Annotated in this window: 10 protein-coding genes; 6 read left to right on the top strand and 4 right to left on the bottom strand. The window is 72.6% G+C overall.

Annotated features, from left to right (window positions below; genetic code table 11):
- Positions 1 to 84 precede the first annotated feature (84 nt).
- The 3 genes from OIE47_RS31700 (at position 85) to OIE47_RS31690 (ending at position 2,159) form a co-directional block, all read left to right on the top strand.
- On the top strand, positions 85 to 1,038 hold the full coding sequence (locus OIE47_RS31700; protein WP_326558203.1) for an ion transporter: 954 nt from the start codon (positions 85 to 87) through the stop codon (positions 1,036 to 1,038).
- Between the two features lie 36 nt (positions 1,039 to 1,074).
- Entirely contained in the window at positions 1,075 to 1,590 is a 516-nt protein-coding gene (locus OIE47_RS31695) for a 2'-5' RNA ligase family protein (protein ID WP_326558202.1), read from the top strand.
- An 83-nt stretch (positions 1,591 to 1,673) separates the two neighbouring features.
- The gene (locus OIE47_RS31690) at positions 1,674 to 2,159 is read left to right on the top strand and encodes a winged helix-turn-helix transcriptional regulator (RefSeq protein WP_326558201.1); all 486 of its coding nucleotides are present in this window, start codon (positions 1,674 to 1,676) and stop codon (positions 2,157 to 2,159) included.
- 15 nt (positions 2,160 to 2,174) lie between these two features.
- On the opposite strand, the gene OIE47_RS31685 is transcribed toward OIE47_RS31690, so the two are convergent.
- Together OIE47_RS31685 and OIE47_RS31680 are read right to left on the bottom strand one after the other, a co-directional pair.
- The gene (locus OIE47_RS31685; RefSeq protein WP_326558200.1) at positions 2,175 to 3,866 is read right to left on the bottom strand and encodes an NB-ARC domain-containing protein; all 1,692 of its coding nucleotides are present in this window, start codon (positions 3,864 to 3,866) and stop codon (positions 2,175 to 2,177) included.
- 130 nt (positions 3,867 to 3,996) lie between these two features.
- On the bottom strand, positions 3,997 to 5,169 hold the full coding sequence (locus OIE47_RS31680) for an alanine--tRNA ligase-related protein (protein WP_326558199.1): 1,173 nt from the start codon (positions 5,167 to 5,169) through the stop codon (positions 3,997 to 3,999).
- 288 nt (positions 5,170 to 5,457) lie between these two features.
- Here OIE47_RS31680 and OIE47_RS31675 point away from each other — a divergent pair, with 288 nt between their 5' ends.
- Together OIE47_RS31675 and OIE47_RS31670 are read left to right on the top strand one after the other, a co-directional pair.
- The gene (locus OIE47_RS31675; RefSeq protein WP_326558198.1) at positions 5,458 to 5,871 is read left to right on the top strand and encodes a ribosomal maturation YjgA family protein; all 414 of its coding nucleotides are present in this window, start codon (positions 5,458 to 5,460) and stop codon (positions 5,869 to 5,871) included.
- Between the two features lie 106 nt (positions 5,872 to 5,977).
- A complete protein-coding gene (locus OIE47_RS31670) occupies positions 5,978 to 6,457 on the top strand; it encodes a hypothetical protein (RefSeq protein ID WP_326558197.1) in 480 nt (159 codons plus the stop codon).
- Positions 6,458 to 6,476: 19 nt separating this feature from the next.
- Here the strand turns inward: OIE47_RS31670 and OIE47_RS31665 are convergent, their stop codons facing one another.
- Positions 6,477 to 7,673, bottom strand: a complete 1,197-nt coding sequence (locus tag OIE47_RS31665; protein WP_326558196.1) for a low temperature requirement protein A — start codon at positions 7,671 to 7,673, stop codon at positions 6,477 to 6,479.
- Between the two features lie 159 nt (positions 7,674 to 7,832).
- Positions 7,833 to 8,579 (bottom strand): hypothetical protein, encoded by a 747-nt coding sequence (locus OIE47_RS31660; RefSeq protein WP_326558195.1) that lies wholly within the window; start codon positions 8,577 to 8,579, stop codon positions 7,833 to 7,835.
- Between the two features lie 151 nt (positions 8,580 to 8,730).
- Here OIE47_RS31660 and OIE47_RS31655 point away from each other — a divergent pair, with 151 nt between their 5' ends.
- Positions 8,731 to 12,558, top strand: a complete 3,828-nt coding sequence (locus OIE47_RS31655) for an nSTAND1 domain-containing NTPase (protein WP_326558194.1) — start codon at positions 8,731 to 8,733, stop codon at positions 12,556 to 12,558.
- The last annotated feature ends 39 nt before the right edge of the window (positions 12,559 to 12,597 follow it).

The following is a 12,597-nucleotide window of genomic DNA, read 5'->3' as shown; positions in this document are numbered from 1 at the left end:
ACGGCCGGACGGCGTGCGCGGCGTCGGATCGTACGCCCGTAGGCTGCCCCGCGACAGGTTGATCCACAGGGGAGTGTGCTCGGCGTGAACGAGGTACCGGCGGCCGTCAGATCACGAGTGACGAGCTGGTGTGGGCGGGTGGTGGGCGCGGACTGGTTCAACGCCGTCGCCTTCGGCGTGATCATCGTCAACGCGGTCGTGCTCGGTGTCGAGACGTACGACAAGGCCCTGGACCGGGCCGGCGGCGCCCTGCTCGCGGTCGAGTACGCCTGCCTCGCCTGCTTCACGATCGAACTGGGTCTGCGGTTCGGCGCGCATCTCGCCACCCCGCGCACCTTCTTCCGCGACGGGTGGAACGTCTTCGACCTCCTGGTCGTCTGCGCCCCGCTGCTGCCCGGCGTACGGGAGAACGTCACCCTGCTGCGGCTGTTCCGGCTGGCCCGGGTCGTCCGGGCGGTACGCCTCTTCCCCAGCCTACGAATGATCATCGGTGGCGTCCTGCGCAGCCTGCCCGGCCTGGGGAGCTTCCTGCTGATCGCGACGCTGACCGTCTACCTCTACGCGATGGTCGGCTGGATGACCTTCGGGGACGCCTACCCGGACCGGTACGGCACCGTCGGGCGGGCGATGCTCACCCTGTTCCTGCTGCTGTCGCTGGACGGGATCACCGACGCACTGGAGACCGGACGGCTCGTCTCCGAGTGGAGCATCCCCTACTACACCTCGTACATCATCGTGGCGTCGTACCTGCTCACGAACCTGCTGATCGGCATCGTGCTCAAGGCGCTGGAGGAGGCCCACCAGGCCGAGCAGCCGGCCGCCCGGACGGTCCCCGAGCAGCAGGCGCCTCCCCCTCCCCCACCGGTTCCGGATCCACCGGAGAGTGCGCAACTCGTCGGCGAACGGCTACGCGAGCTGCGGACCGCGTTGAACGCCCTGGAGGCCGAACTGGCCCGGCAGCGGCAACCCGCAGGCAGTCCCCGTCGGCCGCGAGGCAGGCGGTCGAAGGCCCGGCGTACGGCCGGCAACCGCACCTGATCCTCGGGGGCGATCGTGGACCACTATCGTGATCAGGTGGTCGCGGCGCTCGAACTGTATCTGGATCCGGACGCCACCCGGCGGATCCGGGTGCTGTGGGACGCGCTGGAGTCCGAGGGTGTGCAGAGCATGCGGTCGCTGCTCGGCCAGCGGCACCGCCCGCACGTCTCGCTCGCGGTGGCGCCGCGTCTCGACCCGGTACGGGTGGCCGAAGCCCTGACCGGGATGGTCGTGGCGGCACCGCTGCGGATGTCCTTCCAGCACTCCGGGCAGTTCCTGGGACGGGTGCTGTGGCTCGGGCCGACACCGACCCCGGAGATGCTGGCTCACCACGCCGAGGTGCACGCCCGGCTGACCGGGGCCGGGGTGGACCTGGCCGACCACTACCAGCCGGGCCGGTGGGTGCCGCACTGCACCCTGTCGATGCGCGTACCGAACTCGCTGATGGCCGCGGCCGTGCGGCGATGCCTGGAGGTGCTGCCGCTGGAGGCGACCGTGGTGGGTGCGGCCGTGGTCGACCATGCCCGGGACATCGTCCGTCCGCTCGCCTGACGCCGAACATCCGCTTCGCGATCGGCAGCCGGACGTCGAACCATCCGGTGGTAGGTTGCAACCGGTTCGGAGGTGAGTACGAATTGGCGAAGCCGCCGCGTTCGGGTTGCCCGATCAATGCCGCCGTCGAGGCGTTCGGCGACGGCTGGAGCCTGCTGGTACTGCGGGACGTGATGTTCGGCAACCGGCGCTACTTCCGGGAGCTGCTGGCCGGGTCCGAGGAGGGAATCGCCTCCAACATCCTGGCCGACCGACTGAAACGGCTGGTGAACGCCGGCCTGTTGACCCGTGCGGACGCGGGGCCGGGGCGGCGGGCGGCGTACAGCCTGACCGAGGCGTCGATCCAGTTGGTGCCCGTCTTCGCCCAGCTCGGCGAGTGGGGTCTGCACCACCGCCCGACCACACCACGACTGCGGGTACGGACGGAACTGCTCGCGGCGGGTGGGCCGGAGCTGTGGCGCGACTTCATGGCCGAGCTGCGGACCACCCACCTCGCCGAACCGGCACCGGAACGGGACGGTCCCAGCGCCACGGAACGCCTCGCCGCCGCCTACGCCGCCGCGCTCTGACAACCCGTTCGCTGCCTACGTCGAATAGGACAGCAGCAGGTGCTCGCCGTCGGTCGCCGGTTCGAGGTCGAGGTAGCGCCAGAGCATCGCCGACAGTTGCTTGGTCTCGTCCCACCGGTCGTGCCGGTGGGCGTAGTCCGTCACCGCCATCAGGTTCGGCCGTTCCGCGTCCAGCCAGCGCCGGGCGGCGTCCGGATCGGCGAACGGTGGCAGCGTGCCGGGATATCCGCCACGGGTGAGCCAGTCGTACCGGTCGTCGGGTGACGCCACGTCCAGCGCGGCGACGGCGGCGTGCCGGTAGTAGTCGACCAGGACGTCGACCCGCCGGCGCTCGTCGTCGCGGAGCAGTTCGTTGGCGTAGGCGCGGAGCAGGTCGTGCAACTCCATCCGGTCCCCGTCCACCCGCTGGACCAGGTGGGTGCGCAGCAGTGTCTCCAGTGGCCGGTGCAACTGTGCCGGGTGCAGTCCGGCGAGCGCCGCGGCGGCGTAGCGGTCGAAGTCACCAGGATGCAGGGCGAGCAGACGGAACAGGCGCATCGCCGACGGATCCAGCCGCCGGTACGACCAGGAGAAGACCGCCCGGACGTCGGTACGTTCGTCGCCGCCCGCGTCGAGCAGGTCGAGCCGGTGCTGCTCGTCGGCAAGGTCCGCGGCAAGGACCGCCAGCGGTGCGGTCGGGCGGGCGGCGGCCAGGTCACCGGCGATCCGCAGGGCCAGCGGGAGCTGGGCGCACCTTCGGGCGAGTACGGCGGCCGACTCCGGGTCGGTCGTGACCCGCGGTCCGACGAGCGCCCCCAGCAGGCGCAGCGACTCGTCCAGCGGCAACCGGTCCAGTGCCACCCGCCGCGCGCCGTGCCGGACGGCCAGGGCGGTCAACCGGTCGCGGCTGGTCACCAGCACGAAGCAGGACGCCGTGCCGGGCAGCAACGGGCGTACCTGGTCGACCGAGTTCGCGTTGTCCAGCACCAGCAGCATCCGCCGGCCTGCCACCAGGGACCGGAACCGGGCCGCGAGCTCGTCCACCCCACCCCACGGCTGGGCCCGGTTGCCGTCGAGCGCGTGCAGGAAACCCTCCAGCGCGCGGACCGGGGTGACCGGCGCGTCCACGTCGTACCCGCGCAGGTCGAGGTAGAGCTGCCCGTCGGGGAACGCGGCGGCCACCCGGTGCGCCCAGTGCACCGCGAGCGCGGTCTTGCCGACTCCCGCCGTACCCGAGACGACCGCGACCGCTCCGGCGGAGGCCGCCGTGGTCAGCAGGTCGTCCAGGGCGGCGGACTCGGCCTCCCGGCCGGTGAAGGCCGGGATGTCGCCGGGCAGCTGACGCGGCGGGTCCGCCGCCGGGACCAGGCCCGGCACCGCACGCGCCGCCGGGCCGGTCGCGGTCAGTTCCAGGTGGGCGGCGACCGCCTGCCGGTGCCCGGAGCGTCGCCGCGCCAGCTCCTGCAAGAGCCTGCGGTACGACGACCGCCAGTCGTCGAGGTCGGCGGGGCGACCGCCGAGGCGGGCACAGGTGCGCACGTACGCCTCGACGAACTCCCACGACGGCTTGGAGACACCGGCGAGCTTGTCACTGATCGTCGACCGGGGAAACGGCCGGCCGGCCTCCTTCATGTACTCCGCCAGGTCCCGCACCGACGGTCCGCCGCATTCCGCGCGCAGGTCGCGCAACCGGGCCGCGAACTGTGCCAGCGGCTCTTCATGTGCCATGCCCCGACGCTAGGCGACGCCGGGCGTGGGGAATCCACAGTGTCCAGACTCCGTCGGCAATCAGTTCGGGACGCAACGCAACGTGCCCCGACCCGCTGCGTTGCGTACACGTGTTCCGGTCCGGGATCCGTCAGACCGCCTCGCCCAGCAGGCCGTCGACCAGCTCGCGCGGCAACCCGTGGGTGTCGTGCAGGTAGTGGTAGTCCTCCTCGGTCAACGGGCCACGGGACCTGGTACGGGACACCAGCGGACGTCCCCGCAGGAGCAGGTCCCGGAACCGACGCTCCTCCTCGGAGAGCAGGTCGCGCAGGTCATGAACGTCCACCGGTTGCCGGAACCGGTCCACGGTGTGCAGGAACGGATCCGGGGGCAGGTCGGACAGGCTCCGCGAGGGGTCGTCCCGCCAGAGTGTGGTGAGCACCCGGCGGACCAGCCGGCGCAGGACGTACCCCCGGCCGGTGTTCGACGGTCGTACGCCGTCACCGACGACCACGACGCAGGACCGCAGGTGGTCGCAGACCCGACGCAGCGACTCCCCCTCCTGCCCCCACAGCCCGGAGACGGTACGCACCCACGGCTCGAAGCCGTCGCCCTCGAACACCGAACGTCCGCCGGTCAGCACCATCTCCATCCGCTCCAGTCCCATCCCGGTGTCGATGTTGGGCTGCCGCAGCGGTTCGAGGCGGCCGTCGTCGTGACGGTGGTAGCGCATCCCGACGTGGTTCCAGACCTCCATCCAGCGGTCGTCGGTGCCCGGCGTGCCCTCCGGTGGGGTCTGTCCGGTCCAGACGAATATCTCCGAGTCGGGCCCGCAGGGTCCGGTCGGCCCGTTCGACCACCAGTTCTCCTCCCTGGTCAACTCGACCGGTACGCCGAGGTCGCCCCAGGTCTCCAGCGAGGTGGTGTCCGGCCCGACGAGGTCGTCGCCGCCGAACACGGTCACGTGCAGCCGGTCCCGGTCGACGCCGAATCCCTCCCGCAGCAGGTCGTAGCCCCAGCGCAGGCTCTGCGAGCCGCCGTAGTCGCCGAGTGACCACGACCCCAGCATCTCGAACACGGTCAGGTGGGTGTGATCCCCGACCTCGTCCAGGTCGGTGGTACGCAGGCAGCGCTGGCGGTTCACCAGACGCCGCCCGAGCGGATGCGGGCGTCCCTCCAGGTACGGGGTCAGCGGATGCATGCCGGAGGTGGTGAAGAGCACCGGATCACCCGGCGGCGGGATCAGCGAGGTGTCGGGGACCAACAGGTGTCCCCGCTCCCGGTAGTAGTCGACGAAGGTGCGGACGATCCGGTCCGGTGTCATGGCAGTGGCCTTTCGGGTCATGACGACCGGAAAGGGACTACCGACGCGGGATGTCCTGCGATGAACCGATGCGCCGGCGGACCGTTTCCGGTCGCCGGCGGGGAATGGGAAGATCAGGCGGCGGCAACCGACGAGCTGGTAGCTCGCGCGGTTGCGGCGGTATACCCACGGGTGATCTCCACGCCCCGACTGTACCGCCGGGCGGGGCCACCCGCCCAGCGCTTTACGCCCCGCTGGTCATCCCCCCGACGGGGCGGGGTCGGACGGTCGCCCCGCTACGATCTGCCGGTGTCGCTCAACCCGTGGTGGGTCCGGCTGGTGACCTCCGCGTCGGCGGTTGTCTTCCTGGTCGTCGCCCTCGCCATCCGCGCGTTCTCCGGCGGTGCCCTGGAGCAGTACTCCGGCACCGCCCTGTACGCGTCGATCGTCTACGCGACGGTGGTGTTCCTGTGGCCGCCCGTCACCCCGCTCGTGGCCGGTGGGATCACCACCGGATTCTGCTGGCTGGTCGAGGTCGCACAGTTGACTCCCGTACCGGCGGCGCTCTCGGCGCGCAGCCTGCTGGCCCGGTTCGTGCTGGGTGTGCAGTTCGACCCGACCGATCTGGCCTGGTACCCGGTCGGCGTCGTACCCCTGGTCGCCCTGCACTGGCTGATCCGCGTACGGGCACGGAACCGGACACCCGCCACCGCACCGGTGTGACGCCCCGTCCCTCACCTCCGCGAGGAATGCGGCCGAACAGGACGGGTAAGCGGCCGGAGCCGCGACTCGCGGCGAGCCGAGCAGAGACCGGAGCTGAGGGGATCTCATGTCGCGCCACCCGGGGCACCCGCTGACCGACCTGGCGAACGGCATCCTGGCCGGCGCGGCCGCCACCCTGGCCCGTGAGCTGGTCAGCAACCTGGACGTGGTGATCCGGGCGCGCCCGATGAGCAACAGCCACGAACGGATGGTGCATCGGCTCGTGGCCAGGGCCCACCTCAGTCTCGGCCCGGAGGAACCGGCCGCGAAGCGGCGCGCCGGCCTGGGTCCGCTGCTCGGATTCGCCAACGGGGTGCTGACGGTGGCCCTCTTCGCCACCCTCACCGGGGGACGGCGTCCGCCGCCGGCGGTGGCGGCGGGACTGATCGGACTCGGCGGAATGCTGGTGGCCGACGGCCCGATGGCGGCGATGGGTGTGACGAACCCCCGGCGGTGGGGGGCACAGGGCTGGTTCGAGGACGCCCTGCCGTACGTCGCCTACAGCCTGACCGCCGTCGCGACGCTGTACCGGCTGGACCGGGCGTGAACCCGGTGCACGGGGGTGTTCAGGTGGGGGGCCTCGGTCGTTCGGGACCGGTTCTGCGGGCTCGGAGCGCGTCGGCGACCGCCACCCCGGCCAGTACGGCCGCCGCGGCGGCGCCGGCGACCAGCGGTGGGGTGTGCACCAGCGCCAACGCCAGCAGGCCCAGCAGCACGAATCCGGCGGTCCGGGACCGGGACACCCGGGCGAACACCTGATACTCGAACAGTGCCCGGCCGACCAGGAACAGCGCCGGTCCGCCCAGGATCGCGTACAGCCAGACCGGCGTGGCGTGCCCGAGCGGGTGGGCGATGGACAGCTCGTAGCCGACCGCGGTGAGCACGATGCCGGCCACCATGAACAGGTGTGAGAAGGACATCGACACCCCGAACCGGAGCTGCCGGCCGGCGACGGTTATGGCCAACGGCAGCAAGTGTCCGGCCTGGTGGAAGTAGACCCGCCAGAGCAGCACGGTGGTCAGGAGGGACACCAGGAACGCGGTGGTCCGGTCCGGGGCGAAGCTCGAACCACTGAAGGTCAGGCCGATCACCAGGATCGACTCGCCCAGGGTGACCAGGAGGAACTGCTGGTAGCGCTCGGCCAGGTGCTCGCCGGCGATCGGCACCTCCGCAGTACGCACCCGGCCCAGCTTCGGGGTGGGCCAGTCCAGTATCACCCCGCCGTAGTCGAGCAGCACCGCCACGGTCCACAGCAGGCCACGCAACCAGGGCTGCCCGACCGCGGCACCGAGCAGCCACGGCACCATGCTGAGCCCGAGCCAGAAGAGCAGCCGGGCGCCGACCTCCCACTCGCTCCGGTTGATCGCCAGGAGGAAGAGGGTACGGCCGACCTGGATCGCAACGTAGGCACCGGCGAAGACGGCGGCCCGCTCGCCGAAGCCCTCCGGCACCGCGACCGCCATCACCAGCGCGCCGAACATGGTCCCGACCACCATGAGCTGGATCAGCGGCTGGTCGGGCTCCAGCCGGCTGGTGACCAGCGCGGTGAACGACCAGACCAGCCAGAGGGCCAGGAAGAGCAGCAGCGTCTGACCGGCCTCGCCGAGCAGGATCCGCCGCTCGTCGGTGAAGTCGGTGATCAGCCGTTGCGAGATCCGGGTCAGCGCGAACACGAAGACCAGGTCGAAGAAGAGTTCCAGAAACGTGGCCCGCTGCGAACTCTCCGCGCTGCGCAGCACACCGGACTCCCCGGCACCGGTCATCGGGCGGCCATGCCGAAGACGTACACGGCTCCCCCTCGGTGATCGGCGATCTCCAGGTCCCAACGAGCCAGCACGTGACCCGGACGTTGCGCCGCGGCCGGTGGTGACCCGGCCGCGGCGCCGGTGCGGCGGGCGTCGACGCCCGCCGCACCGGTCGACTCAGTTGAAGTTCAGGTACGGCTGGACCACCGTCATCCGGTAGCCGGCCGCCCACAGCTCCGCGTTCTTCGCCATCAGCTCCGGGAAGGTCCAGGCGGTCACGGACGGCCGCCCGTCGCTGCCCGGCTCCCAGATCGCGTCGTAGCGCAGGCCGCCGCCGATGGTCCGGTAGACGTTCAGGTACTTGATCCGGTAGCCGATCGCCCAGCTGTTGGAGTTCGCCTGGATCATCTCGTCCCAGGTCGCGCCGAGGATCGTCGGCCGGATGTCCGTACCCGGCATCCAGATGCCGACGTAGCGGACGTCGTCGGAGAACGCGTTGGGTTGCTTCACGCCGCTCGCCTGGATCAACCGGTAGCCCTGGGCCCGCATCCGGGTGTCCTCGGCCCGGAACGCCGCCGGCGTCCAGTCCACCACGAACCGGCGGCCGTCGGTGCCCGGCTTCCAGATCGCGTCGTAGAGGAACGTGCCGTTGTGCGGGTAGCGGTTGATCCGCCAGGCCCGCAGTCCCTGCGCCCAGTTGCGCTGGAGAAGCTGGCCTGCGGTGTGGGTGTGTGCCGTGGGCCGGCCGTCGCCGCCCGGTTCCCAGATGGCGTTGAATCGCACCACGGACGCGGCGACCGCCGCCCGGTCCGCCGGTGCCGGTCGGGCCGCCGCCGGGCCCGCGACAACGGCGGTCAGGCCCATGAGTACGCCGATCGTGCTGGTCAGGGCGCGGCGCCTGCCCCTGGTAAAGATCTTGGACATCCCGGGTTCCCCCTCGTTGATTGTTACGGCGGGCACCGTTCGGAACCCGCTGCATCGATGTCTAGTCGCCGACTCGTTGTCCGGCTTCGGGTCGGCGGGCCGGACAATCAACTGCGGACAAGACGGACCGAAATGGACCTTGGAGGGCTGGGTGCCACGGCCTGAGGGTGAGCTGGGTCCGGGCGACCCGGAGATCATGGAGTTCGCGGCCGGGCTGCGCCTGCTGCGGGAGAAGGCCGGCCGGCCGGGCTACCGGGAACTGGCCCGGCGGGCGCACTTCTCCGCCACCACCCTGTCCGAGGCCGCCGGGGGCAGGCGGCTGCCGACGCTCGCGGTCACCCTCGCGTACGTCGCGGGGTGCGGCGGGAACGGTCCGGAGTGGGAGGAGCGGTGGCGCCGCGCCGCCCGGTCGGCAGCACCCGGAACCGTCGCCGGTGGCGTGTCACCCGACCCGGACGGGATCGAGCAGGAGGTGCCGTACCAGGGACTGGCGGCGTACGGGCCGGAGCGCGCCGAGTGGTTCTTCGGGCGCGAGGACCTGGTCGACGACCTGCTTCGGCGGTTGACCCGGGCGCGGCTGGTGGCGGTGTTCGGGGCCTCCGGCAGCGGCAAGTCGTCCCTGCTGCGGGCGGGACTGGTACCGGCGGCCCTCGCTGGACGTACGCCGAAGCCGGAACCGTCGGCGGGTCCGGAACCGGCCACGGGACCGACCCCGCCGGTGGTGGTGCTGGTCCTGACGCCCGGGGCGGACCCGGTGGGCGAGTTGGCGGTCCGGCTGGCCCGGATGACCGGCGTGCCGGCGGGTGCGTTGCGTACGGACCTGGCCACCGACCCGGCGCACCTGCACCTGGCGATCCGGCAGGCCGTCGGCGGGGAGCCGGCCGACCCGGAGTTGTGGCTGGTCGTGGACCAGTTCGAAGAGGTCTTCACGTTGTGCCGGGACGGCGCGGCGCGGGAGCACTTCGTGGCCGCACTGCTGGCCGCGACACGGGCACCGGACAGCCGGCTGCGGGTGGTCCTCGGCGTCCGGGCCGACTTCTACGGCCGGTGCGCCGAGTTGCCGGACCTGCCGGCGGCGCTGACACAGGCACAGGTCCTGCTCGGGCCGATGACGCCGCCGCAGGTCCGCGACGCGGTGGTCCGACCGGCCGAGCGGGCCGGCGCGATGGTCGAGGGCGCCCTGGTCTCGACCATCGTCGCGCAGGTGGCCGGGCGGGCCGGTGCCCTGCCGATGGCGTCGCACGCCCTGCTGGAGGCGTGGTGGCGACGCCGGGGCAACGCCGTGACCCTGGCAGGGTACGAGGCGGCGGGCGGGATGGACGGCGCCGTCGCACAGACCGCCGAGCGGGTCTGGCAGGAGTTCGACACCGACCAGCGTCGGGCGGCCCGGCAGGTGCTGCTGCGGATGGTGGAGGTCGGCACCGGGGACGAGCCGGTGACCAGCCGCCGGTTGGCGCGCGACGAACTCGACGACGCCGACCCGGTCACCGCGTCCGTACTGGAGCGACTCGCGGGCGCCCGGCTGGTCACCGTGGACGGGCAGTCGGTCCGGGTGGCCCACGAGGCGCTGCTCGACGCGTGGCCCCGGCTGCGGGACTGGCTCGACGAGGACCGCGAGGGCGTACGCACCCACCGCCAGCTCACCCAGGCCGCAGCGGTGTGGCAGTCGCTGGAACACGATCCTGGGGCGCTGCTACGCGGGCTGGCCCTGTCCCGGACCCGGATCTGGGCGGACGCCCAGCCGGGCAGCCTGACCCGCGCCGAACGGGAGTTCCTCGCCGGCAGCCAGCGGGCCGACGAGTTACGACTCACCAGGAGGCGTCGGCGGTCACGGGTGGCGCTCGGCACCCTCGCCGGGGTGGCCACGGTGGTCACCGTGCTCGCGTCGCTGGCGGTCGTCCAGGCCGGACGCGCCGCCGACCAGCGGGACAACGCCCTGCACGGACAACTGGTCGCCGGAGCCAGGGCGCAGATGGAACGCGACCCGCAACTGGCCTTCCTGCTGGCGCGGGAGGCGTACCGGTTCCGGCCGGACGTCCGGGCCGAGACCGTACTCCGGCAGGCCACCCTGAACTGGCGGGAGCTGTCGGTCCGGTCGGTGTTCGGGCCGCGCAACCGGGCCGCGGCGCTGACCCCGGACGGCCGCCACGCGGTCGCCGGCACCCCCGACGGCACCGTACGGGTCTGGCACGCCACCGACTCCTCCCCCGGTCTCGCCCCGGCGCTGCCCGATCCCGGCACGGACCTGCGCACGGTGGCGATCAGCGGCGACGGCCGGTGGGTGGCCGCCTCGTACAACGAACCGGTGGTCCGGATCTGGGACAGCTCGGCGCCCGACCGGGGACCGGTCCTGCTGCCCGGCCACACCGGCCCGGTACGCGACGTCCGGTTCAGCCCCGACGCCCGGTACCTGGCCAGCGGGGACGCGGACGGGACCGTACGGCTGTGGGACCTGTCCGGCACTCCCGCCGCACCCCGGGTGATGCCGTACGGCGGTCGTGGTGGCGTCTTCACGCTGGCCTGGTCCGCCGACGGGCGACGGCTGGCCGCCGGCACCGGGTTGTCACCCGCCCGGATCTGGGACCTCACCGAGCCCGGCCGGCCCCCGGTCGAGTTGGTCGACTCCGTCGACACCGACGAGTTGCTGTTCAGCCCGGACGGGACCCGGGTGGCCGGTGGCCAGGCCGGCACGCTGCGGATCTGGGCGGCATCCGGCGACGGGGAGCCGACCGTGCTGGGGCGGCTGCGCGGGGTGACCCCGGCGACGTTCAGCCCGGACGGGCAGCGGCTGATCACCACCAACGGGTACGGCGTGCTCGGGTTCTGGGACACCACCGTGCCCGGTGACCCGCTCCCGCTGCGCGGCCACGCCGGCGCGGTCCGGGCCGCCACCGTCGGGTCGGACGGACACCTGGTCAGCGTCGGCGAGGACGGCACGGTCCGGTCCTGGGACATCGACGGGCCGTTCCACCCGGACGTCACCCACCCGCACGGGGACCTGGTGCACGTGGCCCGGTTCAGCCCCGACGGCCGCCACCTCGCCACCGGCGGCATCGACGACGGACTGGTCCGGATCACCACCGTCGCGTCGCCCCTGACCGGCGACACCACGGTCGCGGCCGAGCCCACCTCGACGACAACCCTGCCCGGACACTCCGGGATGGTGCTGGAGGTGGCGTTCGCCCCCGACGGCACCCACCTGGCCACCCTCGACTCGGCCGGGACCGTACGGATCTGGGCCTGGCCGACCGGTACGCCGACCGCCACCTTCGACGCCGCCGGATCGAGCCGGCTGGTCTTCGGCCCGGACAGCCACCGGCTGCTGACCAGCGGACCGGGCGGCGTACGGGTCTGGGACGGGATCGAGAGCGGTACGCCGCACGCGGTACCGCTGGGTCCCGCCGGCTCCGTTGGCGCGTTCGCCCCGGACGGACGGCACGTGGTGACCGGGGCCGAGGACGGGACCGTGTCGATCCGACCGGCGAGCGCCGGCACCACCGGGGCGGTGGCCCTCGGCCGGCATGACGGGGCGGTGACCTCGGTGTCGTACCGCCCGGGCGGTGGCAGTGCCGCCAGTCTCGGCCTGGACAGCACCATCCGGATCTGGCCGGTGGACGGCGGCGCGGCGACCCTGCTGGCCGCCGCCGGGCAGGGTGCGGCCACCACCCGGCTGACCTACACCCCGGACGGTCGCCACCTGGCACTGCTCGGCGGCGGTGAACTGACCGGAATCCAGCTCTGGGCCGCGGATGCCGGCGCCACCGAGCCGGTCACCCTGCACCCGCTCGGACCGGGACCGCTCGGTTTCGCGTTCAGCCCCGACGGTGGGCGTGCGGCGACGGTCCACTCGGACGGATCGGTCCGCACCTGGGACTGCGACGTCTGCGGTCCGGTCGACCGGGTCCTCGCCGCCGCCGCGACCAGGCAGGCGCGGGCCTTCACCCCGGACGAACGACAGGCCTTCCTGCTCGACCGCTGAACCGTGGCGATCCGGAAGCCCGCCCGGACGGGAAAGGGT

It is taken from the genome of Micromonospora sp. NBC_01796 (genome assembly GCF_035917455.1).
Taxonomy (GTDB): domain Bacteria; phylum Actinomycetota; class Actinomycetes; order Mycobacteriales; family Micromonosporaceae; genus Micromonospora_G.
Note: the sequence above shows the minus strand (reverse complement) of the source record. Positions and strands in the feature narration are given on the sequence as shown.

Excerpts from the sequence above, each read along its gene's own strand:
- OIE47_RS31685 (WP_326558200.1), bottom strand. The coding sequence starts at position 3,866 with ATGGCACATGAAGAGCCGCTGGCACAGTTCGCGGCCCGGTTGCGCGAC.
- OIE47_RS31680 (WP_326558199.1), bottom strand. The coding sequence starts at position 5,169 with ATGACACCGGACCGGATCGTCCGCACCTTCGTCGACTACTACCGGGAG.
- OIE47_RS31670 (WP_326558197.1), top strand. The coding sequence starts at position 5,978 with ATGTCGCGCCACCCGGGGCACCCGCTGACCGACCTGGCGAACGGCATC.
- OIE47_RS31665 (WP_326558196.1), bottom strand. The coding sequence starts at position 7,673 with ATGACCGGTGCCGGGGAGTCCGGTGTGCTGCGCAGCGCGGAGAGTTCG.
- OIE47_RS31660 (WP_326558195.1), bottom strand. The coding sequence starts at position 8,579 with ATGTCCAAGATCTTTACCAGGGGCAGGCGCCGCGCCCTGACCAGCACG.